This window comes from Roseateles sp., assembly GCF_039595295.1.
Classification (GTDB): Bacteria; Pseudomonadota; Gammaproteobacteria; order Burkholderiales; family Burkholderiaceae_C; genus Roseateles.
In genome coordinates, this window is record NZ_JBCNLU010000022.1 from 12351 (window position 1) to 37497 (window position 25147).

17 protein-coding genes are annotated in these 25147 nt (G+C 70.4%); 16 read left to right on the top strand and 1 reads right to left on the bottom strand.

Features of this window, described 5'->3' with window-relative positions:
- Window positions 1-37 precede the first annotated feature (37 nt).
- From ABDW59_RS16105 to ABDW59_RS16150, 10 genes are all read left to right on the top strand, one after another.
- Window positions 38-2302, top strand: coding sequence for a methyl-accepting chemotaxis protein (locus tag ABDW59_RS16105; RefSeq protein ID WP_343630852.1), 2265 nt, complete (start codon window positions 38-40; stop codon window positions 2300-2302).
- Window positions 2303-2304: 2 nt separating this feature from the next.
- Entirely contained in the window at window positions 2305-9438 is a 7134-nt protein-coding gene (locus ABDW59_RS16110; RefSeq protein WP_343630853.1) for an Hpt domain-containing protein, read from the top strand.
- Window positions 9439-9551: 113 nt separating this feature from the next.
- Window positions 9552-10535: a GGDEF domain-containing protein gene (locus ABDW59_RS16115; protein ID WP_343630854.1), complete on the top strand. Its 984-nt coding sequence runs from the start codon at window positions 9552-9554 to the stop codon at window positions 10533-10535.
- 386 nt (window positions 10536-10921) lie between these two features.
- Entirely contained in the window at window positions 10922-12346 is a 1425-nt protein-coding gene (locus ABDW59_RS16120; protein WP_343630855.1) for a CHASE3 domain-containing protein, read from the top strand.
- Window positions 12327-12965, top strand: coding sequence for a response regulator transcription factor (locus ABDW59_RS16125; RefSeq protein WP_343630856.1), 639 nt, complete (start codon window positions 12327-12329; stop codon window positions 12963-12965). Before ABDW59_RS16120 ends, ABDW59_RS16125 begins: the two co-directional genes overlap by 20 nt.
- A 200-nt stretch (window positions 12966-13165) precedes the next feature.
- Complete coding sequence (locus tag ABDW59_RS16130) at window positions 13166-14050, top strand: response regulator (RefSeq protein ID WP_343630857.1); 885 nt, start codon at window positions 13166-13168, stop codon at window positions 14048-14050.
- 10 nt (window positions 14051-14060) lie between these two features.
- Window positions 14061-14690 carry a spore coat U domain-containing protein gene (locus ABDW59_RS16135; protein ID WP_343630858.1) on the top strand — a complete coding sequence of 210 codons (630 nt, stop codon included), beginning with the start codon at window positions 14061-14063 and terminating at the stop codon, window positions 14688-14690.
- Window positions 14691-14882: 192 nt separating this feature from the next.
- Entirely contained in the window at window positions 14883-15614 is a 732-nt protein-coding gene (locus ABDW59_RS16140; RefSeq protein WP_343630859.1) for a fimbria/pilus periplasmic chaperone, read from the top strand.
- 16 nt (window positions 15615-15630) lie between these two features.
- Window positions 15631-18249, top strand: a complete 2619-nt coding sequence (locus tag ABDW59_RS16145; RefSeq protein ID WP_343630860.1) for a fimbria/pilus outer membrane usher protein — start codon at window positions 15631-15633, stop codon at window positions 18247-18249.
- Window positions 18246-18809, top strand: coding sequence for a spore coat U domain-containing protein (locus tag ABDW59_RS16150; RefSeq protein ID WP_343630861.1), 564 nt, complete (start codon window positions 18246-18248; stop codon window positions 18807-18809). Before ABDW59_RS16145 ends, ABDW59_RS16150 begins: the two co-directional genes overlap by 4 nt.
- 54 nt (window positions 18810-18863) lie before the next feature.
- Here ABDW59_RS16150 and ABDW59_RS16155 read toward each other — a convergent pair whose 3' ends face one another.
- On the bottom strand, window positions 18864-20405 hold the full coding sequence (locus tag ABDW59_RS16155; RefSeq protein ID WP_343630862.1) for a deoxyribodipyrimidine photo-lyase: 1542 nt from the start codon (window positions 20403-20405) through the stop codon (window positions 18864-18866).
- 35 nt (window positions 20406-20440) lie between these two features.
- Between ABDW59_RS16155 and ABDW59_RS16160 the strand changes: the two genes are divergently transcribed.
- The 6 genes from ABDW59_RS16160 to ABDW59_RS16185 are packed head-to-tail and all read left to right on the top strand — an operon-like array spanning window position 20441 to window position 24967.
- On the top strand, window positions 20441-21019 hold the full coding sequence (locus tag ABDW59_RS16160; protein WP_343630863.1) for a YqgE/AlgH family protein: 579 nt from the start codon (window positions 20441-20443) through the stop codon (window positions 21017-21019).
- A 17-nt stretch (window positions 21020-21036) separates the two neighbouring features.
- Window positions 21037-21441: a Holliday junction resolvase RuvX gene (ruvX, locus tag ABDW59_RS16165; protein WP_343630864.1), complete on the top strand. Its 405-nt coding sequence runs from the start codon at window positions 21037-21039 to the stop codon at window positions 21439-21441.
- Window positions 21438-21938: a bifunctional pyr operon transcriptional regulator/uracil phosphoribosyltransferase PyrR gene (pyrR, locus tag ABDW59_RS16170; protein ID WP_273490635.1), complete on the top strand. Its 501-nt coding sequence runs from the start codon at window positions 21438-21440 to the stop codon at window positions 21936-21938. The genes ruvX and pyrR overlap by 4 nt, the downstream gene beginning before the upstream one ends.
- 4 nt (window positions 21939-21942) lie before the next feature.
- The gene (locus ABDW59_RS16175) at window positions 21943-22905 is read left to right on the top strand and encodes an aspartate carbamoyltransferase catalytic subunit (RefSeq protein WP_343630865.1); all 963 of its coding nucleotides are present in this window, start codon (window positions 21943-21945) and stop codon (window positions 22903-22905) included.
- Entirely contained in the window at window positions 22902-24230 is a 1329-nt protein-coding gene (locus ABDW59_RS16180; RefSeq protein ID WP_343630866.1) for a dihydroorotase, read from the top strand. Before ABDW59_RS16175 ends, ABDW59_RS16180 begins: the two co-directional genes overlap by 4 nt.
- Window positions 24230-24967 (top strand): lysophospholipid acyltransferase family protein, encoded by a 738-nt coding sequence (locus tag ABDW59_RS16185; protein ID WP_343630867.1) that lies wholly within the window; start codon window positions 24230-24232, stop codon window positions 24965-24967. The genes ABDW59_RS16180 and ABDW59_RS16185 overlap by 1 nt, the downstream gene beginning before the upstream one ends.
- Window positions 24968-25147 lie beyond the last annotated feature (180 nt).

Here is a 25147-nt window from a genome sequence, read left to right on the forward strand (position 1 = left end):
CGGGTCCCGAACGACGAAACGACCAAACGAGGGTGAGATGAGCTTCCTGGACAAGATCAAGAACAAGGGCAAGAACGAGGGCAAGGCGGACGTCGACATCGACGCAGGACCGACCACCGAGCAGACGGGGCCGGGCAGCGACGACACGCAGGACTTCCAGCCCTCGATCATCACGACCGCCCAGCCCACGCCCGAGTTCCAGGACACGAACGCCGGCTATCAGCCCTCGGCGTCCGCCCCCGACACGCCCACGCCCATGCCGGCGGTCAAGGCGCCCGCGGCCCGGCGCACGCCGCTGTACACGGTGCTGGTCGCGGTCGGCGTGATCGGCACGGCCGCCACGGTCGCGACCGCGCTGTACGGCAGCAACCGCTCGGCGGCGCAGGTGCGCGGCGCCGGTCAGGCGGCCATGCAGTCGCAGCGCCTGGCCAAGGCGGTCTCGACCGCGCTGCTGGGCAACAAGAACGCCTTCCCCGAAATGAAGGAAGCGTCCGAGGTGCTGACCGGCGTGATCGGCTCGCTGCGCGACGGCAGCGGCGATCTGGCCAAGGCCCCGGGCTCGTTGGACGAGACCCTGGACAAGATCGCCCCCATGGTCGCCCGCGCCGACAAGAACACGAAGGTCATGCTGGCGCAGGAGAAGGTGCTGACGCAGGTCGGCGCCGCGCTGCGCGCGATCAACCGTCAATCGTCGGACCTGCTGGAAAGTGCCGAGGCGGTGGCCTCGCTGTCGCTGCAGAGCTCGGCCCCGACCGGCGAAGTCGCCGCGGTCGGTCAGCTGGTGATGCTGACCCAGCGCATCGGCAAGTCCGCCAACGAATTCCTGACGCAAGAGGGCGTGAGCCCGGAGGCCGTCTTCCTGCTGGGCAAGGACCTGAACGCCTTCCGCGAGATCGCCCAGGCGCTGCTCAACGGCAACCCCGAGCTGCACCTGGCCGGCGCCAAGGACGCGCAGGTGCGCGAGCGTCTGAAGGTCCTGTTGACCCAGTACGACCAGACCCGCACGCAGGCCACGGCCATCCTGTCCAACCTGCAGGGCCTGGTGTCCGCGCGGGAAGCGCAGACGGCGATCCTCAACGACAGCGAAGTGCTGCGCAAGGACCTGGACCAGCTCTCGCAAGGCCTGGAATCGGCTGGCGGACTGAATCCGCTGCTGCTGATCGGCATGGTCGCCTCGCTGGCGCTGCTGGTGGTGGGCGCGCTGGGCTTCCTGCGGCTGTACGTGTCGGACCAGGGCCGCCGCGCGCAACTCGCCGAAGAGCAACGCCGCGAGGCCGAGGCGCAGGAGCAAGAGGCCAAGCGCGTCAACGACGCCAACCAGGCCGCGATTCTGCGTCTGATGAACGAGCTGCAGACCGTCGCGGAGGGCGACCTGACGCACCAGGCGACGGTGACCGAGGACATCACCGGCGCGATCGCCGACTCGGTGAACTACACGGTGGAAGAGCTGCGCACGCTGGTGCACCAGGTGCAGACCACGGCGGGCCGGGTGACGGAAACGACCGCGCAGGTCGACCAGACCTCGACCGAGCTGCTGGCCGCCTCGACCGAACAGCTGCACGAGATCCGCGCCACCGGCGAGGCCGTGCTGCAGATGGCCCACCGGATCAACGACGTGTCCGCGCAGGCGCAGCAGACCGCCGACGTGGCCCGCCAGTCGCGGGAAGCGGCCGAGCAGGGTCTGCAGGCCATGCAGAACAACATCGGCGGCATGAACCAGATCCGCGATCACATCCAGGAGACCTCCAAGCGCATCAAGCGGCTGGGCGAGTCCTCGCAGGAGATCGGCGAGATCACCGAGCTGATCTCCGACATTACCGAGCAGACCAACGTGCTGGCGCTGAACGCGGCGATCCAGGCGGCCTCCGCCGGTGAAGCCGGTCGCGGCTTCTCGGTGGTGGCGGAAGAAGTGCAGCGGCTGGCGGAACGCTCGGCCGACGCGACGCGCCGGATCGCGGCGCTGGTCAAGACCATTCAGACCGATACCCACGACGCGGTGGCCGCCATGGAGCGCTCCACGCTGGGCGTGGTCGAGGGTACGAAGCTGTCCGACGCGGCCGGCCGCGCGCTGGAGGACATCGACTCGGTGTCGCGTCGCCTGGACGAGCTGACCGCGCAGATCTCGGCGGTTGCGCAGAACGAAGCGCGCGCGGCCAACGAGGTCGGCGCCAACATCCAGCACATCTTCGCGGTGACCGAGCAGACTTCCGAGGGCACGCGCTCCACCGCTCAGATGGTGCATGAGCTGTCGCGTTCCGCCGAGGCGCTGAAGCAGTCGGTGGCCCGATTCAAGGTCGTCTGATCATGGACCTCACGCGCGAATCCGAGTTCCCTGCCGACCTGAGCCCGCTGGCTTGGGTGCAGGAGGAACTGCGCCGCACGCTGGAATCGGTGCACAAGGCCCTTCGCCGCGTGCTGCGCGATGCCGATGCGCGGTCCTCGCCCCTCACCGGCGGCGACGGCCAACCCAGCCCGGCGCTGCAGGGCGCGGCCCAGCAGATGCACCAGGCGGCCGGCGTGCTGGCGGTGGTCAGCCTGCCCGCCGCCGCGCAGCTGCTGCGCGCCGCCGAGGCCACGCTGTTCCGTCTGGCCGAGTCCCCGAACGCGGTCACCGTCGCCGAAGTGGAGGCCGTCGAGCGCGCCGACTTCGCGGTGCTGGCCTTCATCGCCAAGACCCTGGCCGGTGGTCAGCCCAGCTCGCTGGCGCTGTTCCCGGCCTACCAGTCGCTGCAGGAACTCAACGGCGCGGGCCGGATTCACCCGGCCGACCTGTGGACCGAGGAGTTCCGCTGGCGCGAGCTGCCGCTGGATACCGCCGTCCGCGCGCTGAGCGCCGAGCAGATGCGCGGTCCCTTCGAGACCCTGCTGCTCAAGCAGATGCGCGCCCCGGCGCCCGGTCAGGGCCAGCTGCTGAGCGACCTGTGCGCGGGCCTGGCGCGGACGCAGTCGCTGCCGAATGCGCGCACGCTCTGGATGCTGGCCGCGGGCCAGTTCGAGGCCCAATCGCGCGGGCTGCTCCCCGTGGACACGCTGGTCAAGCGGCTGGGTTCGCGGCTGCTGGCGCAGCTGCGCGCGGGTGGTGACGCCGCCCCGTCCGAGCGTCTGGCCAAGGACCTGCTGTTCTTCGCCGCCGCCTCGCGTCAGCCCGAGCCCGGCAGCGCGCCGCGGCTGGAAGCCGTCCAACAGGTCTACGGGCTGGTGGAGGCGCAATCGGTCGACTACCGCGACGACACGCTGGGCCGCATCGATCCGAACTGGGTCGCCAGCGCCAAGCGCCGCGTCGCCGTGGCCAAGGAATCGTGGGCCTCGGCCGCCGAGGGCGAGACCCATCGCCTGGGCGGGCTGAACGAGCAGTTCGCCAACGTCGGCGAGTCGCTGCAGAAGCTCTTCCCCAGTGGTGAAGTGCTGGGTGACACGCTGCGTCGGGCCGTCGTCGCGACGCTGCGTTCGGGACAGGCCCCGTCGCCCGCGCTGGCGATGGAGATCGCGACCTGCATGCTCTATCTGGAGGCGGCGCTCGAGGACGAGGCCTTCGACCAGCCCGAGCAGGCCGAGCGCGTCAAGAGTCTGGCTCGCCGCATCGAGTCCGTCGGTCACGGCGAGGCGCCGCTGGCGCTGGAAGCCTGGATGGAGGAGCTGTACCGCCGCGTCGCCGATCGCCAGACGCTGGGCTCGGTCGTGCACGAGCTGCGCGCCAGCCTGTCCGAGGTCGAGCGCCAGTGCGACGAGTATTTCCGCGACCCCGCCAAGCGCGAGCTGCTGATCCCGGTGCCGAATCAGCTGCAGACCATGCGCGGCGTGTTCAGCGTGCTGGGTCTGACGCAGGCCGCGCAGGCCATGCTGCGCATGCGCGACCAGGTCGATGAACTGGCCAACACCGAAGTCGATCCCACGCTGCCCGGTCCGCAGGCGCAGTTCGACCGGCTGGCCCACAACCTGGGCGCGGTCGGCTTCCTGATCGACATGCTCAGCGTCCAGCCGCAGTTGGCCAAGCGCATGTTCCGTTTCGACGAGGACGCGGGCCTGCTGCAGTCGCTGGTCGGCCGCGAGAGCGAGCAACGCGCCCATGCGCGCGAGCTGGCCGACGCCGAAGCCGCCGCCAAGCCGCAGCTGCTGGATCAGCTGCAGGCGACCGCGCAAGCCGTCGCCCAGGGCGATCGCTCGACCGAGGATCTGGCGCGCGATCTGGAACGCATTTCTCACGAAGCCCGTGCCGCCGACGATCTCGGCCTGGCGCAGGCCGCGCAGCAGGCGCAGCAGCAGTTGCTGTCGGCCGGCGATACGGCCACCGGCCATCAGGCCGCCGAGTCGCTGCAGCAGTTCATCGAGGCCGCGGCCCCGGTGGCTCCCCCCGCACCCGCGCCCAGCGCCCCGATCCCGCAGGCCGAGGAAGCCATTGACGAGGAGATGCTGGGCATCTTCCTGGAAGAGGCCGCCGAGGTCGTCGCGACCGCGCGCGAGGCGCTGATCGCGCTGGCCCGCAACGGCTCCGACAAGGAGCAGCTGACGACGGTGCGCCGCGCGTTCCACACGCTCAAGGGCAGCTCGCGCATGGTCGGGCTGAACGAGTTCGGCGAAGCCGGCTGGGCCTGCGAGCAGCTCTTCAATCACCGTCTGGCGGAGCATCCGCAGGCGGACCAAGATCTGCTGCGCTTCAGCAATGAGGCCCTGGACGCCTTCCAGGACTGGGCCGTCGCCATCGGCGAGTCCCGTCCGCACGGTTATCACAGCGCTCCGTTCCGCGCCGCCGCCGATGCGCTGCGGCTGGAGAACCGCTATCAGCCGCTGCAAGCCGCGGCCGCCGCGATCCCGACGCCGGTGGCCGAGGCCGCCGTGCCGCTCTCGCTCGCCGTGGCCGCCGAGACGGCCGACCTGGGCCTGACGCCCGCGCCGGCCCTCCCCGAAGCGCATGAGCCGCATGAGGCTCCGATCGCGCACGCCGCGCCGGTCGATCCCGATGCGCCGGAGCTGGTCGAGTTCGTGGACTTGGGCGATCTGCCCGAGCTGGCCGAGTTCAAGGAACTGGCCGATGTCGGCGAAGTCATCGAAGTCGCCGAGCTGCCCGCCTTCCCTGAAGCGGTCGATGCCGTCGAGCACGAGCACCCGGTCGATGCGGACCATGTCGCCCGTGTCGACGATCTCTCCTTCCGGGGCGACGCGATCGACCTGGCGCCGGGCGAGTTCATCGAGCCGTCGGACGTGCCGGACCCGTCCGAGCCGACGCTGGCGGAGCCCTCCGAGGCCGTCGCGCCGACGCCCGATGAGCAGGCCGCGCTGGACCTGCTCGCGACGCTGGACGCCTCGCCGCGCTCGCTGGTCGAGGATCTGCCCTCGCTGGACCTGCCCGCGCTGGACCTGCCGGGCTTGGACGTCGAGCCGCTGCCGATGCCCGATCTGGACATCGTCACCGACATCGGGTTGCCGCAAGCGGTGCCTGGCGCGGTCGCTGCTGCCGAACTGACGACGCTCACCGAGCTGCCGCTGGAGTTCCCCGCCGATCTGCCGCTGGACCTGAGCGCCGACGCGCCGGCCCAGATTCCGGAGCTGACGCAGGCGCTGCCGGAGCTCGACGCGACGGTGGATCTGGCCGCGCTGAAGCCGACGCCGCCCGAGGAGCCGCCGGTCCTGGACGCGACGCTGGAGCTGCCGACGGTGGCCGAGGAGGTGCAGGCGTCCGATCTGATCGAGCCCGCCACGCCGTCCGAGGCCTTCGAGACCCTGGATCTGTCCACGCCTCCGGATTTCACCGCCGAGCCCACGCTGCCGCTGGAGCCGACCACGAGCTTGGACTTGCCACCCGGCTGGCCCGAGGACGCGCCGCTGGTGGACATCGAGCCGACCTCCGCGATGCCGCTGGAGGACGCGCCGGCGTCGTTCATCGATGAGCCGACGCTGGATCTGCTGGACCTGTCCGATCTGTCCGCGCTGAACACGCAGGCCGTGCCCGCGATCGACGCGATCGATGCGCCCGCCGTCGAGCTGACGCTGGACCTGTCGCAGGAGCTGATCGAAGGCGCCGAACACGTCGAGCCTCCCGAAGGCGCAGAGCCCGTCGACGAGGACGCGCTGGCGACGCTCGACGACGAGGCCGCCACGGCTACCCCGTCCGGGACGCCGGTCGACGGCCTGTCGCCGCTGACCCTGTCCGATCTGGAGCTGCCCGACCTCGACCTGTCGTCGCCGCCGACGCCGTTGACGCACGCCGCGCCGGCGCTGAGCCTGGTCGGCGGCACGGCGGTCTCGCCGCCGCTGGATGACGAGCCCGAGGAGTCCGACGAGGGCGTCAAGGTCATCGGTCCCCTGCGCATCAGCATCGCGCTGTTCAACATCTTCCTGAACGAAGCGGACGAGCGTTCGCGCCAGTTGCAGGTCGAGCTCAGCGAGTGGTCGCTGCTGCCGCAATCGCCGCTGCCCACGGACGCCGCCGCGCTGGCCCATGGCCTGGCCGGCAGCGCCGCGACGGTCGGCTTCGAGGATCTGTCCGCGTTGGCCCGCGCGCTGGAGCATGCGCTCGAACGCGCCCAAGGCCACGAGGTCGCCGATCCGACGCTGTTCCCGCGCGCCGCCGACGAGATCCGCCGTCTGCTGCATCAGTTCGCCGCCGGTTTCCTGAAGGAAGCCGATCCGGTGCTGATGGCCGATCTGCAAGACTTCGAGCCGGGCGCGCCGCTGCCCGACGGCCATGCCGACAGCGACGCCGGCTTGCTGGCCATGTCGCTGCAGGAGGTCTCGACCGCCGCGCTGTCGTCCAGCCCGAACGACTTGTCGGCCTCGCTGGTCGATCCGATCGATCCGAGCGACGCGCTGCCGCCCTTCATCGCCTCGGCGCATGAGCTGCCGCCGGCGTCCGCGCCGGTCTCCGCGGCCGACGATGATTTCGACTTCAGCCTGCCCGACCAGATCGAGCCGGAGCTGATGCCGATCTTCGAGGAAGAGGCCGAGGACCTGCTGGGCGAGCTGCACGCCGCGCTGCGCGAGTGGGCCGCGACGCCCGCTGACACAGGCCGCGCCGCCGCTTGCATGCGGGTGCTGCACACCTTCAAGGGCGGCGCCCGCCTGGCCGGCGCGATGCGCTTGGGCGAGCTGGCCCATCAGCTGGAATCGCAGATCGAGCGCCTGGTCGGCGACGGCGAGCCGCGCTACGAGCAGCTGCTCGCCTTGCAGGACGCCGGCGACGGCCTGGAGCACGCCTTCACCACGCTGCAGCGCACCTGGCGCGATCCGCAGCCGTTGGCCGCGGCCTCGACGCCCGTGCCGACGCAGGCGCCGATCTCGGCGACCGCCGTGGTCGAGACCGTGCCCGCGCCCGCCGAGGGTTCCGACGCGATCCTGGTGGCCGAAGGCGATGCCTCGGCCGAAGCTGGGGCCGAAGCCCAGGCCGCTCACGCGTCCGAAGCCGCGGAGCTGGTGGAGCCGTCCACGACGGCTGAGCCTCTGGTGTCTTCCGAGACCGAAGCCGAGCCGGAACCCGAAGCGGAACCGACGCCCGCGCCAGTCCCCGCGCCCGACGTCGAGATCGACTGGGCCCATTTCAGCGAGATCGCCGACCTCGGCCAGCCGCTGGAGAGCGCCCCGGTGGCGCCGGCCGCGCAGGTGCGCGTGCGCGGCGTGTTGCTGGAACGCATGGCCGCGCTGTCCGGCGAGGTCTCCATCCGCCGCGCGCGGCTGGAGTCCGAGCTGGGTCAGATGCGGACCTCGCTGGCCGATCTGGACGACAACCTGGAGCGCCTGCGCACGCAGTTGCGCGAGCTGGAGCTGCAGGCCGAGGCCCGCATCGCCGCCCGCCAGGAAGCCGTCCACGCGACCGGCAAGGACTTCGATCCGCTGGAGTTCGACCGCTACACCCGCTTCCAGGAGCTGACCCGCATGTTGGCGGAGTCGGTCAACGACGTGGCCACGGTGCAGCGCGGACTGCAGCGCAACGTCGCGGCCGGCGAAGACGAATTGGCCGCCCAGTCGCGCCTGACCCGCGAGCTGCAGGACGACCTGCTGCGCACGCGCATGGTGGAGTTCGACTCCAGCCTGGCCGAACGTCTGCATCGCGTCGTCCGCCAGGCCGCCCGCGAGAGCGGCAAACAGGCCCAGTTGGAGATCCGCGGCGGCGGCGTCGAACTGGACCGCGCGGTGCTGGAGCGCCTGACGGGCGCCTTCGAGCACCTGCTGCGCAACAGCGTGGTGCACGGCATCGAGACGCCGGAGGCGCGCCAGCAGGCGGGCAAGACCGCGTCGGGCCGCATCGTGCTGAGCCTGCATCAGGAAGGCAACGAGATCCAGGTCCGCTTCAGCGATGACGGCGCCGGCCTCGATCTGGCGCGCATCCGCGCCCGCGGCGAAAGCCAGGGTCTGATCCAGCCGGGTCAGACGCTGGACGACACGCGGCTGATGGACCTGATCTTCGAGCCCGGCTTCTCGACGGCGGAAGCGCTGACCGAGATGGCCGGCCGCGGCGTCGGCATGGACGTCGTGCGCTCGGAAGTGAACACGCTGGGCGGCTACGTGCTGACCCAGTCGACCGCGGGGCAGGGCGCCAGCTTCGAGCTGCGCGTGCCGCTGACCACGGCGCTGACGCAGGTCGTGGTGCTGCGCTACGGCGATCGCAAGGTCGCGGTGCCAGCCAGCCTGATGCTGTCGGTGCAGCGCCTGTCGGTCGAGCAGGTCGAGCAGGCCTATGCCGACGGCGCGCTGATGGCCGCCGGCGAGCGCATGCCCTTCTACTGGCTGGGCGGTCTGATGCATCACAGCGATCGCGGCGTCGCGCAAAGCAAGACGGTGCCGGTGGCGCTGGTGCACAGCGCGCAGCAGCGCCTGGCGCTGCATGTCGACGAAGTGCTGGGCAACCAGGAAGTCGTGATCAAGAACCTGGGCCCGCAGCTGATGCAGGTGCCGGGTCTTGCCGGCATCAGCCTGCTGGCCTCGGGCGACGTGGCGCTGATCTACAACCCGGTGGCGCTGGCCAACCGCTACGGCCATGCCGCGCAGCAGCGCGTGCACGAAGCGCAGGCCGCGCGCCAGGTCGTGGTCGAGCAGGCTCCGGTCCCGCTCGCGCCCCTGGTGATGGTGGTGGACGACTCGCTGACGGTGCGGCGCGTGACGCAGCGCCTGCTCGAGCGCGAAGGCTATCGCGTGCTGCTGGCCAAGGACGGTCTGGATGCGATGGAGCGCCTGGGCGGCGACGAGCTGCCCACGGTCGTGCTGTCGGACATCGAGATGCCGCGCATGGACGGCTTCGATCTGGTGCGCAATCTGCGGGCCGACGCACGCCTGTCATCGCTGCCGGTGATCATGATCACCTCGCGGATCGCGCAGAAGCATCGCGACTACGCGCAGCAACTCGGCGTCGACGACTACCTGGGCAAGCCCTATGACGAAGAGCACCTGCTCGGACTCATCGCCCGATACACTGCGCACCATTCCGCCGGCAAGCCGGCGCGGGCATAAGCGTCGGGAAGCTCCCGGATGCGGTCGATGCCCTACAAGAGCAGCGAACACGCACCATGTCCGGGGTTGTCGATCATCTTGCCGAACTGACGGGGTTTCGTGACCGGGACGTCATGGACGTCACCCTGGTCACGGCGCTGCGCGACCTCGTGGGCGGCCTGGTGGCCGTGGCCATCTACCGCTGCGTCGGCGAGCCCGGCGAGCAGCGCTGGCTGACCCGCGCGCGATTGCGCGCCGGCGATGCGGTCGCCACCGCCGATTCGCTCTGGATCGACCCGGACGCGCTCCCGAAACTGGACGAACATCCCCGCCGGCTCGAATGCCTGACGCAGCGCAGCGTGCTGCAGCAGCGCGAGGAGCAGGACTGGGTGACGCTGTTCCCGCTGGCCACCGAGCGCGAGATCGTCGGCGTGCTGGAACTGCACACCGCGCGCCGGCTCAAGGCCGACGCCCAGCGCATGGTCTCCAGCGTGCTGCGGATTTATCACAACTTCCAGGGCTTGCTGGACTACAGCGAGCGCGACACGCTGACCGGGCTGCTCAACCGCAAGACCTTCGACGAGAGCTTCCTGAAGGCCGTGTCGGAGCTCCCGAGCCGCAAGCAGGCGGCGAGCGCCGGCGACGACCGGCGCCACGCCGATGTCCATCCGCGCTATTGGCTGGGCGTGATCGACATCGACCACTTCAAGTCCATCAACGACCGCTTCGGTCATCTGATCGGCGACGAGGTGCTGCTGTTGCTGTCGCGCCTGATGCGCAGCAGCTTCCGTTTCAATGACCTGCTCTACCGCTTCGGCGGGGAGGAGTTCGTCGTCCTGATGCGCTGCGAGGACGAGGCCGACGCGGCCCATGCGTTCGAGCGCTTCCGCCACAACACCGCCCAATACGCGTTCCCGCAGGTGGGCCGCATCACGGTGAGCATCGGCTTCACGCAGATCCGCGGCGGGGATTCGCCGGCGGCGGCGTTCGAACGCGCCGACAAGGCGGTCTATCACGCCAAAGGCGCCGGCCGGAATCAGGTCCAGAGCCACGCGGCGCTGGTCGCGCAGGGCCGAATGACCGAGTCCCTGCAGCTCAGCGATGTCGAGCTGTTCTGAACCCCGATTCGGCCCCTGCGAACACCCTCGGACGGGGCGCTCAAGAACTGACCCCGCGTACCGTACGCCGCATGCCGGGCGCGCGGCGGCCGGTCGGGGGCCTCGGCATCATGGACATCGTGGTGCCACAGGCACGGGCATGTGAGCAGGGGCTTGCTTTTCTGGGCGAGCACCTCTAGCGTTAGCCCCATGTGAACGTGTCACGCAGAGGGCACGTCCAGTCGACCGAAGAGAGAGCGAGAGTTCCAGGGATCGAAAGATCCAGCGGATCCCCCAGCGAATGAACGGGGTCCGAGGCAGTGGGGTGGAGCCGGACGCTTGTCATCACCGGAATACGACGGTCTCCACAGGGTGAGTTGAACACGGGTGCTCGAGCCCGGTCCTACATGCGCTTGCAGACCTTTCCGGTGGCCGCGGGCTTGCTGCTCGCCGGCTGCATCGCCTTCGTAGTCACCGCGTACAGCGAATACCGCAGTCTGGGCGATCTCACGCGCCAGGAGGCTGTGCGCGCCCATGCCTTGCGCACGCAACTGCTGATCAGCGAGCTGAACGGGCTGCTGGTCGATCTCGAGACGGGCCAGCGCGGTTTTCTGATCACCGGCGATGCGGCGTTTCTGGACCCCTATGAGAAGGCCAATCGGGAGCTCGACGCCAGCTACGTGGCGCTCAAGGACGCGCTGGCGGTGAGTGGCGACCGGCAGCAGCCGGCCTTCGAGCGTCTGGACCGCGTCATCGCGGAGCGCCGCCGGCAGGTGGCCGGCAACATCGAGAGCCGCTGGAAGCTGGGCGTCGGCGCGCTGGGCAATGTGCAGGCCTACGTCGCCGGCAAGCAGGTGATGGACGAGATCCGCGGCGAGCTGGGACGGCTGAAGTCGCTGCAGCAGCGCCGCATCGACGCGATCGAGGTGGAGGTGGTCCGGCAGACCGAGCGCACCACGCTGCTGGCGCAGGTGTTGCCGCTGGCGGGCGGCGTCATGGTGGCGGCCGCGATGCTGGCGCTGTGGCGTGAGCGCCAGGGTCGCGACAGCGCCGAGCGCGCATTGCGCGACAGCCATGCGCAGCTGGAATCGGCAGTGGCCGAGCGGACCCGGGAATTGAGCGAGGCGCTGACGCGCATCCAAAGCTTCACCGCGGAGCTCGATCGCGGTGTCGAGGCGGAACGCCGGCGGCTGGCGCGCGAGGTGCACGATCAGCTCGGTCAGCTGGGCACGGCGGGCAAGATGCTGGCGCTGTCGATGGCACGCAAGATCGCGCCGGCCAAGGAGCCGATGCTGGACGAGATGCTGGGCATTGCCGACGAGGTGATCGGCGCGGCGCGCCGGATCGCGACCAGTCTGCGGCCGCCGCTGCTCGATGATTTCGGCTTTGCCGCCGCGGTGCAGCATTACGTGCAGGGCCTGCAGCGGCAGACCGAGCTGGTCGTCGATGTGGACCTGGCGCCGGACGACGCGTTGACGTCGGAGCAGCACAACCAGCTGTTCCGCCTGCTGCAGGAGGCGGCGACCAATGTGCTGCGGCATGCGCAGGCGCATCAGCTGACGATCTCCTCGGTGATCGAGGGGCGCGAGTACCTGCTGCGCATCGAGGATGACGGCGTCGGCCCCGGCCATGTGCGGGCGGACGCCTCGGGCTTGCGCAACATGAGGGAGCGCGCGGTGCTGGCCGGCGGATCCATGGTTTTTGGACCGGGGGACGGCCGGGGGACGCGTATCGACGTGAGGGTGCCGCTTTCGGGAGGAACGGGAGCGGCGGATGCCGATGGCGAGGCCATCGAGAACGAGGAGGGCTGGGATGAGGTTTCTGATCGTTGACGACCATCCGATCATGCGGCTTGGGGTCAAGCAGCTGATCCAGCATCAATGGCCGCAGGCGGTGATCGACGAGGCCGCGACCATCGCCGAGGGGCTTCAGCACGGCCAGGCCCACAAGCCCGACGCGCTGGTGCTGGACCTGTCCCTGCCCGATGCCAGCGGCACCGAGGGCGCCAGCCGCATGCTGCGCGCGCTCAAGGGCGTGCCGGTGCTGGTGCTGAGTCTGAATGCCGAGTCCGCCTACGCGGCGCGATTGCTGCAGATGGGCGTCTCTGGCTATCTGCCCAAGGACAAGGCGACCGACGAGCTGGTGGTGGCGCTGCAGCGATTGCTGCAGGGCGGGCGCTATGTGACGGCGGCGATGGCGGATCACCTGCTGGGGCTGCTCAGCGGCGCGTCGCCCGACCAGCTGCCGCATGAGCAGCTGTCGGCGCAGGAGCACCGCGTGATGCTGCTGATCGCGGCGGGCAAGACCCCGGCCGAGATCGCCGACACCATGCACCTGTCGGCCAAGACGGTGGGCACCTACCGGGCCCGCATTCTGGAGAAGACGGGCTGGCGCAACAACACCGAGCTCACCAAGTATTGCGTGCAGCACGGGCTGACGGACGCGATCTGAGCGCCGCATCGCTTGGGACAGCGCAACCCTGAGGGGTTGGAAAATGGGGAGGGGACCTGTAGGTGATCGCCGGACGAACCCTGCGGACGGAGCCCGACACCAGCTTGCGTGGCACGCTGCTGATGCGTTCCCCTGCCCGAGCGGAAGATGCCGGACATGCAGCGACGACCCGTGGCTGCGCTGATCCGGAGTGCCGCTTCATGGACATTTTTCTCGTCGAGGACTCGTCGGCCATCCGCCGGCTCCTGGCGCGCCGACTCGACTCGATGCCCGGCGTGCGCGTCGTCGGTGAAGCGGACTCGGCCCCCCAGGCGGTGGCCCTGATCGACTGGCTGCAGCCCGACACGGTGCTGCTGGACATGACCCTGGTGGTGGGCACCGGCATCGACGTGCTGCGCGCGCTGCGCCGCAAGGGCTACACCGGCCGCATCCTGATGCTGACCCACCATGCGATGGACGCCTACCGCGACCTGTGCATGAAGGCCGGCGCCGACGGTTTCTACGACAAGGGCAGCGGTCTGGAGACGCTGTTCGGCGATCTGGACGAGCTGCTGCAGAGCGAGCGCGCCAGCGGCCGTCAGTCGCGGCCCTCGTCGCTGCTGCGCGACGGCACCACCGGCATGCTGGGGCAGGTCGCGCTGCTGGAGCGGCTGGATCAGGTGCTGCGCATGGTCAACGCCGAGGCGGGCAAGGTGGCGGTCAACATCGTGGTGCTCAAGGGCCTGGACGCGCTGCTGCGCGGCGAGGGCGTCGCCGCGGCGGCGCCGGTGCTGGTCGAGATCGGCCGGCGCCTGTCCGGTTGCGCCGGCCCGGCCGACCTGCTGGCGCGTCACGCCAGCGAGCAGTTCGCCCTGGTCGTGACCCGAGTGGGCTCGCCGTCGGAAGCCGAGGCCCTGGCCGAACGCATGCGCGAGTCGCTGAGCGAGTCCTTCGATCTGGGCGGCCATCCGGTGCGGCTGGACGCGCATGTCGGCATGTCGCTTTACCCCCGCGACGCGATCACCGCGCGGGGCCTGCTGATCCTGGCGGAGGCCCGCGCCCATGGCGCACGGCTCCCCGAAAAGGGCAGCGTCGTGGTGCATTGACGGAGCACGGATGCAGGGACGGATAGACAAGCTCCTCCCCGATCGACTCGACGCCCGGGCGGCGGCCACAGGCTTGCCCGCCCACGGCGGCGGACCGCCGGCAGCGCCGCTGCGCCTGGCGCGTGCGGCACATCGGCTGGACCTGCTTCCGGCCCTGTTGCACCTGATGGGCGCGCTCGCGCTGTGGCCGCACGAGGCCGGCGCCGCCACCGCGACCAACTCGCTGAGTTCTCAGACCACGGTCACCACGGCCTGCAACGTGTCGGGCTCGACGCTGAGCTTCGGCACCACCATCAATCCCATCGGCGCGGTGCCGATCGACGCCAGCTCGACGCTCACCGTCGAGTGCACCAACTCCACGACCTTCACGCTGTCGCTGAACGCCGGCATCAACGCGGGCGGCTTCACCAACTTCAGCCAGCGCAAGCTCAAGAACGGCAGCTACACGCTGAGTTATCAGCTCTACACCGACTCCGGCCGGACGACCGTCTGGGGCGACGGCACCGGCGGCAGCTCGACCTACGGCGGCACCGGCACCGGCAACCTGCAGACGGTCTACCTCTACGGCCGGCTGCCGACGCTCACCGGCGCGGTGCCGGGGACCTACACGGACACGGTGACGGTGACGATCACGTATTGAGGAGCGTGAGGAGCGCGTGTTGACGATCAGGCATTGACGGTATCGGGCGAGGCCGATGCGGCCCGCGACGGAAGCAATCGAACAGATCAGGGAGAGATGTCGATGAATCCGAAGAAGACAGTGTGGTGCGAAGGGACGGCCGCACCTGCGGCGGCCCGGCCGGGCGCTCGGCGAGGCGCGTGCAGACGGGTCTTGAGCACCCTGCGGCGGGTGGCGATGCGAGCCGCCGCCGCGGCGTGCCTCACGCCTGCCGCGTGGGCGGCGGATGTGAGCATCATGCCGGTCAACGTGCGGCTGGACCGCGTGAACGACCGGGCGACGGTGCAGGTCCAGAACAACGGCAACGAGTCCGTGACCATGCAGGCCGAGGGCATCCTCTGGACCCGCCAGAATGGGCAGGACGTGGACGGCCCGACCAACGACCTGCTGGTGAATCCGCCGATCTTCACGCTGCAACCGGGCCAGGCGCAGGTGCTGCGCGTGGGCATGCGGCGCGCGCCCGATCTGCAGCAGGAGGCGACCTACCGCATGGTGCTGCGCGAGGTGCCCACCCCGCGCGCCACCGACGGCACGCAGGTGACCGGCGCGGTGCGGGTGCTGGTGGCGCTGCGGGTGCCGGTGTTCGTCGCGCCGGCGCAGGTGCGGCGCGCGGAGAGCTGGAGCGTGCAGCGCGCCGCCAGCGGCGAGACGGTGGCCACGGTCACCAACGGCGGCAACGTCCATGTGAAGGTCAGCGAGCTGCGCATCACCACCGCCGCGGGCGAGGTGAAGTCCCTGCCGGTGCAGGGCGCCAACAGCGTGGTCTTCCCCGGCGAGCAGCGCAGCTACCGCGTGCAGATGCCCAGCGGCGCGGTAGGCAACCTCCAGGTCATGACGGACCAGGGGCTGCAGACCATGCCGGCGGCCGGCACCACGACCAAGTGAGACGGCCCTGCCGCCGATGATCCTTCGACACGGTCTGCGGGCGCTGGTGACGCTGACCGCGATCGGCGCGGGCGCCGACCCACGCGCGCAGGCGCCGCCCGTCACGCCGGTGCCGTCCGTGCCCGCGCCGGTCCCGGCGCCGCGGCCCGCCGCGTCGGCGCCCCTGCCCGCGCCCCCCGTGCCCCCCGCCGCGCCGGCCTCCGCCGCCGAGGATGGCGCCACCGCGGAGCGCTTGGCCGCGCAGACGCCGCGTTTCGGCGAGACCCTGCTGCTCGGGCTGACGATCAACGGCATTGCCCAGCCGCAGACGGTGCGCGCGGTGCGTGTGCCCGAGGGCCTGGCGATCCCGCAGGAGCTCTGGACCGAGCTGAAGTTCAGGCCCGGCGGCTTGCCGCCGCGCATGATCGACGGCGAGCTGCACATGATCCTGGGCGAGGGGCCCGGCGAGCTGATGCGCTGGCGCATCGAGGAGCTCAGCCAGACCCTGGAGATCGACGCGCCGCCGCAGGCCTTCGCCGATCAGCAGATCGAGATCGCGCGCGCCGCGACGCAGGTGACGCTGCCCTCGACCTTCGGCCTCTACGGCAACTACGACCTGCAATGGCAGCGCCAGCTGCGCAGCGGCACCGGCGCGGGCACGGCGGGCAGGGGCACCGTCGACGGCTTCGGGGAGCTGGGCCTGCTGACGCCGGCCGGCGACCTCAACCATCAGCAGCTCTATCGCAGCGGCACCGGCGGCGGCTGGGTGCGGCTGTCCACGCGCTGGACCATGGACCGGCCCGAGCACCTGACCAGCTGGCGCCTGGGCGACGGCATCGCGCAGCCCGGCACCTGGGGCCAGGCGATGCGCTTCGGCGGCGTGCAGTGGAGCACCGATTTCTCGCTGCGACCCGGCTTCCTGAGCTTTCCGCTGCCCACGCTCAAGGGCGAGGCGGCGCTGCCCTCGACGGTGGACGTCTTCGTCAACAACAGCCAGCGCCTGCAGGGCCGGGTGCAGGCCGGCCCCTTCGACATCACGGACCTGCCCATCGTCACCGGGCAGGGGGAGATCCGCACCGTGGTGCGCGATCTGCTGGGGCGCGAGCAGGTGGTGGTGCAGCCGTACTACATCAGCCCTTCGCTGCTCAAGCCGGGGCTGTCCGCCTACAGCCTGGAGACCGGCTGGCTGCGCGAGAACTACGGCGTCGACAGCAACCGCTACGGTCGCGCGATGCTCAGCGGCACCTGGCGCAACGGCGTCAGCGCGGGCTTCACGCAGGAATGGCGGGGCGAGTTCGCCGCGCGCCAGCAGGCGGTGGGGGCTTCCGGCCTGTGGCTGATCCGGTCGCTGGGAACGCTGAGCCTGTCCGGCGTGGCCAGCCGCAGCGACGATCCGGACGCGCGCCGCGGCGGCCTGCTGACGCTGGGCGTGGAGCGCCAGGGCATGAACTGGAGCGGCGGTTTCCAGATCAAGCGGGCCAGCGCCGGCTTCACCCAGCTGGGCGCGCCGGTGCTGCCGAAATGGAGCATGTCGGCCTCCATCGGCACCTCGTGGCGCCAGTGGGGCCTGGGCATCGGCGTGGTGAACCAGGGCAAGCCGCAGCGGCCGGCGCCCGAGGGGCTGCTGCAGGTCGGGACCAAGCTGGTGTCGCTCAATGCCAGCCGCTCGCTCGGCAACTGGGGCTTCTTCGGCGTGTCGGCGCTGCGCGCGGGCGACGGCGGCGGGACTTCGATCTCGGTGTTCTGGACCATGCTGCTGGACGGGAACAAGAGTCTGTCCACCGCCTGGCAGGGGCTGCGCGGCGGCGCGCAGCCGGCGCAGGATGTCTGGCAGGTGCAGCTGCAGAGCAACCCCCCGGTGGGCGAGGGCGTGGGCTATCAGCTGATGGCCGAATCCAGCGGACGTCAGCAGGCGCAGGCGCAGTGGCAGAGCAATGTGGTGGCGCTGGAGGGGGGCGTGGCGCGGCTGGCCGGACGCACCGACGTGCGGCTGGGCGCCAGCGGCGGGCTGGCCTACATCGACGGCAGCGCCTATGCGAGCCGCCGCATCGACGGCGGCTTCGCGGTGGTGCAGGTCGGCGAGCAGCCCAATGTCCGCATCACCCACGACAACCAGCCGGTGGCGCGCACCGATTCGCGCGGTCGCGCCTTCCTGCCTTCGCTGCGCGGCTATCAGGTCAATCGCGTCGGCGTCGTGGCCGACGATCTGCCGCTGGACGCGGAGATCGAGGCGCTGGAGCTGCAAGTCACGCCGGCGGCGCGCAGCGCGGCGCTGATCCGCTTCCCGATCACGCACAGCCAGACCGCGACCTTCCGCGCCGTCGACGAGGACGGCGAGCCGCTGCCCGCCGGCACCGAGCTGCGCTTGATCGGCTCGCCGCGCGCCTTCCCGATGGGCCTGGACGGGCGGGCCTATCTGACCGGGCTCGCGACCGAGTCCGGCGCGGTCAACCGGGTGCGCGCGATGCGCGAGGACGGCACCGCCTGCATGCTCGAACTGCGCCTCGCGCCGCAGGCGGCGGAGCTGCCCGAGCTGGGTGACATCGTCTGCAAGAAGGTGGCTCCGGCCACGCCGCCCGCATCGCCGCCGCCCGCGTCACCAGCCCCCACATCGCCGGCCCCCGCCTCATCCTCTGCTTCGAAGGAGTCGTCATGAGCCCTCGCGCTTTCTCCCGCGTGCCTTTCCGCTCCCCTCCTCGTCCCACCGGCTTGCCGGCGCGTCTGGCGCTCAGGGCGGCGCTGGCGCTGCCGCTGGTGCTGGCCGCGCAGGACGCCTCGGCGATTCTGTGCACCGGCATCTGCAGCTGCACCGCGCAGACGACCAGCCTGCTCTTCGCCAACTACAACCCGCTGGCCTACGGCAATGTCGACACGACGGGCACGGTGTCGATCAAGTGCGGCGGCATCGCCGGCCTGCTGATCCCGTTCACCATCGCGCTCAGCACCGGCGGAGGCAGCACCTATGCCGGTCGGCGCATGGCCAGCGGCGTCAACCTGCTCAGCTACAACCTGTATTCCGACCCGGGCTACACCTCGATCTGGGGTGACGGCACGGCGTCGACATCGATCATCTCCGGCGGCGTGCTGCTGGACGTGCTCAGCCTGCTGGGCACGGCGACCTACACCGTCTACGGCCGCATCCCGGGCCGGCAGGTGACGACCGTGCCGGGCGGGCCCTACGTCGACGCGGTGACGGTGACGATCACCTACCAGTGATCCTCACCCTCGCGCTCCGGCCGCGAGCCGCCGCGGAGGCCGCACCGCGAGGTCTCATTGATCCGACACCTGAGGCGCGTCCGGGAAGCCGCGGTCCTTGACCACGGCGTAGCGGTCCATGGTGGCCATGCGCGCCGTCTCGTGGCGCACGATGGGCGCGGGATAGTCGCGGCCCAGCACCACGCCGCAGGCGGCCAGCTCCACCGGCTTGGCCAGCCAGGGCGCGTGGATCAGCTTGGGCGGCAGCTTGGCGAGTTGCGGCAGATAGCGCTTGATGAACTTGCCGTCGGCGTCGAACTTCTCGCTCTGGTTGACCGGATTGAAGATGCGGAAGTAGGGCTGCGCGTCGCAGCCGCTGGACGCCGCCCACTGCCAGCCGCCGTTGTTGGCGGCCAGGTCGAAGTCGATCAGCTTCTCGGCGAAGTAGGCCTCGCCGCGGCGCCAGTCGATGCCCAGGTCCTTGATCAGGAAGCTCGCCGTCACCATGCGCAGCCGGTTGTGCATGTAGCCGGTCTCGTTGATCTGATGCATGGCCGCGTCCACCAGCGGATAGCCGGTGCGGCCCTGGCACCAGGCCTCGAAATCGGCGTCGGCATCCGGGCCTTCGGCCCAGCGGATGCGGTCGTACTCGGGCCGGAAGGCGCGCTCGGCGACGCGGGGATGGTGGTGAAGCACCTGGTGATAGAAATCGCGCCAGATCAGCTCCGACAACCAAGTCTGCGCGCCCGCGCTGCCGCCCTCCGCCGCGTAGCCGCGCGCATGCGCCTCGCGCGCCAGCTGGCGGATCGAGATCGTCCCGAAGCGCAGATGCGTGCTGAGGTAGCTGGGGCCCTTGGCGGCGGGGAAATCGCGGGTGTCGTTGTAGCGGTCGATGCGATCGAGGAACTCCTCGAACAGCCGCTGCGCCCCGGCGCTGCCGCCGCTCAGCGCCGCGTTCAGGCCTGCGGGCTGGAAGCCGATCTCGGCCAGCGAGGGGACGCGCTCGCCGTGCAGCGGCGTTCCGTCGGGCAGGGTCGCCGGCAACCGCGCGAGGCGGTGCGCATAGGCCGCCACCGGATAGCTGCTCAGGAAGAAGGGCGTGACCGTCTTGAGCCACGCGTTCTTGTAGGGCGTGAAGACGCCGTAGGGCTGACGCGCGCCGGTCAGCACCTCCGAGCGCTCGAAGATCACGTGATCCTTGAAGCTCTCCACCTGCAGCCCGCGCGCCAGCAGCGCCTCGCCGACGGCGGCGTCGCGCCGCAGCGCGTCGGGCTCGTCGTCGTGGTTGAAATAGAGCGCGCCGGCGCCCAGTTGCGCGGCCAGCGCGGGGATCTGCTCGCGGGCCGCGCCGTGGCGCACGATCAGCCCGGCGCCCTCGGCAAGCGCCCCCAGATCCGCGTCCAGCACGCGCAGCGCCTCGAGGATGAACTCCACGCGCCGGTCCGCGCGCGGCAGCGCGTCCAGGATGGCGGTGTCGAGCACGAAGGCGCAGAACACGCGGCGGTGGCGCTTGAGCGCGTGATACAGCGCGGCGTGGTCGTCGGCGCGCAGGTCGCGGCGTAGCCAGACCAGGGCGGTGTCCGGGTCCGGCGCGGTGGTTGGGGAGCGATCCGTCATGGGAGCGGAGTGTCGGTGAAATAGAATCCGCCGCTATGTCCAAGGAACGCATCGACCTGACCAACCAGTTCCTGATCGCCATGCCGGGCATGGTGGACGAGACCTTTGCCGGCTCCGTCGTCTACCTGTGCGAGCACAACGAGAAGGGCGCGCTGGGCCTGGTCATCAACAAGCCGATTTCGCTCACGCTGGGCAACCTGTTCGAGAAGGTCGAGCTCGAACTCAACGACATCGACATGGCCGCGCGGCCGGTGTTCTACGGCGGGCCGGTCCAGACCGAACGCGGCTTCGTCCTGCACGAGCCGCTGGACGAGCAAGGCAATCACTACAACGCGACGCTGGCCGTCCCAGGCGGCCTGGAGATGACCACCAGCCGCGATGTGCTGGAGGCCCTGTCCAACGGCGCCGGCCCCCGCCGGGTGCTGGTCACGCTGGGCTACAGCGGCTGGGCCGCCGGACAGCTCGAGGAAGAGATCGGCCGCAACGGCTGGATCACCGTCGACGCCACGCCTGAGATCATCTTCGAGACGCCCATCGAGGAGCGCTACGCCAAGGCGCTCGCGCTGCTGGGCATCGATCCGCGCATGCTCAGCCAGGAGGCCGGGCACGCATGAACCCCGGGAGCCACGCCATGAACGCCGCGACTCCCGCCTCCTACGTTTCTCCCCTCGCATTCGATTTCGGGACCAAGCGCCTGGGCGTGGCGACCGGCAACCGGATGCTGGGCAGCGCGCGCGGGTTGCGGACGATCACCGAGCAGGGCGACGCCCGCTGGGCCGCGATCGCGGCGCTGATCCAGGAGTGGCAACCCGATGCGCTGGTCGTCGGCGTGCCGAGGCACCCCGACGGCGCCGAGCACGAGATGACGGCGCGCGCGAAGAAATTCGCCGGCCAGCTGCGCGGCCGCCACCGGCTGCCGGTGGTCGAAGTCGACGAACGCTACACCAGCGCGGAAGCCCAGTCGCAGGGCGCGCGCGACCTCGATGCCGCCAGCGCGGCATTGATCCTTGAACAATTCTTCCGGGAACATCCATGAGCACATTGCACCTTGATGCGGAAGCGCTCTACGCCGACCTCGCGCGCGGCGTCCAGCGCCTGCTGCAACCTGATTGCGCCCTGGTGGGCATCTGGTCCGGCGGGGCCTGGCTGGCCGAGCGCCTGCAGCAGGACCTGAAGCTGGACGGCCAGCACGGCGTCATCTCCAGCGCGCTGCACCGCGACGACTTCGGCAGCAAGGGCATGAACGCCAGCGCCGATCACACCAAGCTGCCCTTCGATGTCGAAGGCCGCCACATCGTGCTGATCGACGACGTGCTCTTCACCGGCCGCACCACGCGCGCGGTGATCAACGAGCTCTTCGACTTCGGCCGCCCCGCGAGCGTGACGCTGGCGGTGCTGGTCGACCGCGGCGGCCGCCAGTTGCCGATCGAACCGGTGTTCTCGGCCGCGCGCGTCGCGCTGGCGCCCGAGCAGCGCCTGCGCCTGGCCAAGGACGAGTCCGGCCGCTTCAGCTTCGACGTGAAGGGGGACTGATCCCATGCTGAGCAAACGCAATCCCCAGCTCAACAAGCACGGCGAGCTGATCCATCTGCTGTCCACCGAGGGCCTGCCCCGCGCGGTGCTGCACCAGATCCTGGACACGGCCGGCACGTTCCTCTCGGTCAACGACCGCGAAGTGAAGAAGGTGCCGCTGCTGCGCGGCAAGTCGGTGTTCAACCTGTTCTTCGAGAACAGCACCCGCACCCGCACGACGTTTGAAATCGCGGCCAAGCGCCTGTCGGCCGACGTGATCAATCTGGACATCGCGCGCTCCAGCACCGCCAAGGGCGAGACGCTGCTGGACACGGTGGCCAACCTGTCGGCGATGCATGCGGACATGTTCGTGGTCCGCCACAGCGAGTCCGGCGCCCCGTACCTGATCGCGCAGCACTGCGCCCCGCATGTCCACGTGGTCAACGCCGGCGACGGCCGCCACGCGCATCCGACGCAGGGCCTGCTCGACATGTACACGATCCGTCATTACAAGAAGGATTTCACCAAGCTGACGGTGGCGATCGTCGGCGACATCGTGCACTCGCGGGTGGCGCGCAGCGACATCCATGCGCTGTCGACGCTGGGTGTGCCGGAGATCCGCGCGGTCGGTCCGAAGACGCTGGTCCCCGGCGATCTCAAGGACATGGGCGTGCGCGTGTGCCACGACATGGCCGAGGGCGTGAAGGACGCCGACGTCATCATCATGCTGCGCCTGCAGAACGAGCGCATGAGCGGCGCGATGCTGCCCAGCGCGGGCGAGTACTTCAAGAGTTTCGGCCTGACGCCCGAGAAGCTGGCGCTGGCCAAGCCCGATGCCATCGTGATGCATCCGGGCCCGATCAACCGCGGCGTGGAGATCTCCTCCACCGTCGCCGACGGGCAGCACAGCGTGATCCTCCCTCAAGTCACCTTCGGCATCGCGGTGCGCATGGCCGTGATGTCCATCCTGGCGGGGAACGAAGCATGAAGATCCTGATCAAGAACGGCCGGCTGCTCGACCCGGCATCGGGCCTGGACAAGACCGGCGACCTGGCGATCGCCTCGGGCCGCATCGTCGCGATGGGCGAGGTCGGCGATTTCAACGCCGACCGCGTCATCGACGCCACGGGCCTGGTCGTCGCGCCGGGCCTGGTCGATCTGGCCGCGCGTCTGCGCGAGCCCGGCCATGAGCACGAGGGCATGCTGGAGAGCGAGCTGGCCGCCGCGGCGGCCGGCGGCGTGACCAGCTTGGTCTGCCCGCCCGACACCGATCCGACGCTGGACGAGCCCGGCCTGGTCGAAATGCTCAAGTTCCGCGCCCGCAAGCTCAGCCGCTGCCGGTTGTTCCCGCTGGGCGCGATCACGCGCGGTCTGGCGGGCGAGTCGCTCACCGAGATGGCCGAGCTGACCGAGGCCGGCTGCGTCGGTTTCTCGCAGGCCAACCAGCCCATTCGCAACACGCTGACGCTGCAGCGCTCGATGCAGTACGCGGCCAGCTTCGGCTACACGCTGTGGCTGCATGCGCAGGATCCGTGGCTGAGCGGCGGCGTCGCGGCGAGCGGCCCGGTGGCGACGCGGCTGGGCCTGTCGGGCGAGCCCGTCGCGGCCGAGACCATCGCGCTGCACACCATCCTGGAGCTGGTCCGCGTGACCGGTGCCCGCGTCCACCTGTGCCGCCTGAGCAGCGCCGCCGGCGTCGAGCTGGTGCGCCAGGCCAAGAAGGACGGTCTGCCGGTGACGGCCGACGTGTCCATCAACTCGCTGCACCTGACCGACGTGGACATCGGCTACTTCGACCCGTCGATGCGCCTGACGCCGCCGCTGCGCCAGCAGCGCGACCGCGACGCGCTGCGCGCCGGTCTGGCCGACGGCACCATCGACGCGCTGGTCAGCGACCACAACCCGGTGGCGGCGGACGAGAAATCGCTGCCCTTCGCCGAGGCCACGCCGGGCGCGACCGGTCTGGAGCTGCTGTTGAGCCTGGCGCTACGCTGGGGCGCGGACGCGGGTCTGACGATGGCGCAGAGCCTGGACGCGATCACCTCGCGGCCGGTGAAGGTGTTGGGCGGGTCACTGGGCTCGCTGGCGGCCAGCGCGGGCCGGCTGGTCGAGGGCGGCGTGGGCGACGTGCTCGTCTTCGACGCCGAGGCCAGCGGCGCGGTGACGCCGGAGCGTCTGGTCAGCCAGGGCAAGCACACCCCGTTCAGCTTCGACATCACCGGCTTCGAGTTGCCGGGCCAGGTGCGCTACACGCTGGTGGCTGGCACGGTTGCCTACGAATCGCTGGTCACCGACGCCGAGCGGACCGCCTGATGCGGGCCCTCGTCGGCGCCTGGCGCGCGCTGCGCATGCTGGCCCACATCGGGCACGGCGTGTATCTCGTGCAGCTGCGCTGGAGCGGCTTCGATCAGAAGACCAAGCAGCGCTACGTGGGCTGGTGGTCGGGCAAGCTGCTGCGGGTGCTGGGCGTGCGACTGGAGGCGCCGGGGGCGCAGACGCCGGCCCCGCGCCTGATCACCGCGAATCACATCTCCTGGCTGGACATCGCGGCGATGCACGCCGTGATGCCGGAGGCGCGCTTCGTGTCCAAGGCGGACATCGCGACCTGGCCGCTGGTGGGCTCGCTGGCGACGGCGGTGGGCACGCTCTACATCGAGCGTGCCAGCAAGCGCGACGCGCTGCGCGTGGTGCACAAGACGGCGGAGGCGCTGGCCGCCGGCGAGACGGTGGCCGTCTTCCCCGAGGGCACGACCGGCGCCGGATATCCGCTGCTGCCGCTGCACGGCAATCTGCTGCAGGCGGCGATCAGCACGGCCACGCCGCTGCAGCCGGTGGTGCTGCGCTGGCATCAGCCCGGCAAACCCTACAGCGAGGCGGCGCAGTACATCGGGAAGATGTCGCTGATGGAGAGCCTGTGGCGCATCCTGACCGCCAAGGATCTGGCGGTGGAAGTGCGGGCGCTGCCAGCGCTCCCGACCGAGGGGCTGGACCGCCGTCATCTGGCGGAGGAGCTGGCGCGTCGAATCACGGCGGCGTTGCCGACGCCCTGATGAGCGCGGGGGCCTCGCTGTCCGGTGAGCCCGAAGACCCTCTCCCCAGCCCTCTCCCGCAAGCGGGCGAGGGGGCCGGGCGTGCCCTCTCGCAAAAGCGCGCGAGGGGGCCACGCGTGCCCTCTCGCTGAAGCGGGCGAGGGGCATTCAGCGCGGTGCTTGTTCACTCCCTCGCCTGCG

Coding starts and splice junctions, on each gene's coding strand:
- ABDW59_RS16105 (WP_343630852.1), top strand. CDS start 38: ATGAGCTTCCTGGACAAGATCAAGAACAAGGGCAAGAACGAGGGCAAG.
- ABDW59_RS16110 (WP_343630853.1), top strand. CDS start 2,305: ATGGACCTCACGCGCGAATCCGAGTTCCCTGCCGACCTGAGCCCGCTG.
- ABDW59_RS16115 (WP_343630854.1), top strand. CDS start 9,552: ATGGACGTCACCCTGGTCACGGCGCTGCGCGACCTCGTGGGCGGCCTG.
- ABDW59_RS16120 (WP_343630855.1), top strand. CDS start 10,922: ATGCGCTTGCAGACCTTTCCGGTGGCCGCGGGCTTGCTGCTCGCCGGC.
- ABDW59_RS16125 (WP_343630856.1), top strand. CDS start 12,327: ATGAGGTTTCTGATCGTTGACGACCATCCGATCATGCGGCTTGGGGTC.
- ABDW59_RS16130 (WP_343630857.1), top strand. CDS start 13,166: ATGGACATTTTTCTCGTCGAGGACTCGTCGGCCATCCGCCGGCTCCTG.
- ABDW59_RS16135 (WP_343630858.1), top strand. CDS start 14,061: ATGCAGGGACGGATAGACAAGCTCCTCCCCGATCGACTCGACGCCCGG.
- ABDW59_RS16145 (WP_343630860.1), top strand. CDS start 15,631: ATGATCCTTCGACACGGTCTGCGGGCGCTGGTGACGCTGACCGCGATC.
- ABDW59_RS16150 (WP_343630861.1), top strand. CDS start 18,246: ATGAGCCCTCGCGCTTTCTCCCGCGTGCCTTTCCGCTCCCCTCCTCGT.
- ABDW59_RS16155 (WP_343630862.1), bottom strand. CDS start 20,405: ATGACGGATCGCTCCCCAACCACCGCGCCGGACCCGGACACCGCCCTG.
- ABDW59_RS16160 (WP_343630863.1), top strand. CDS start 20,441: ATGTCCAAGGAACGCATCGACCTGACCAACCAGTTCCTGATCGCCATG.
- ruvX (WP_343630864.1), top strand. CDS start 21,037: ATGAACGCCGCGACTCCCGCCTCCTACGTTTCTCCCCTCGCATTCGAT.
- pyrR (WP_273490635.1), top strand. CDS start 21,438: ATGAGCACATTGCACCTTGATGCGGAAGCGCTCTACGCCGACCTCGCG.
- ABDW59_RS16175 (WP_343630865.1), top strand. CDS start 21,943: ATGCTGAGCAAACGCAATCCCCAGCTCAACAAGCACGGCGAGCTGATC.
- ABDW59_RS16180 (WP_343630866.1), top strand. CDS start 22,902: ATGAAGATCCTGATCAAGAACGGCCGGCTGCTCGACCCGGCATCGGGC.
- ABDW59_RS16185 (WP_343630867.1), top strand. CDS start 24,230: ATGCGGGCCCTCGTCGGCGCCTGGCGCGCGCTGCGCATGCTGGCCCAC.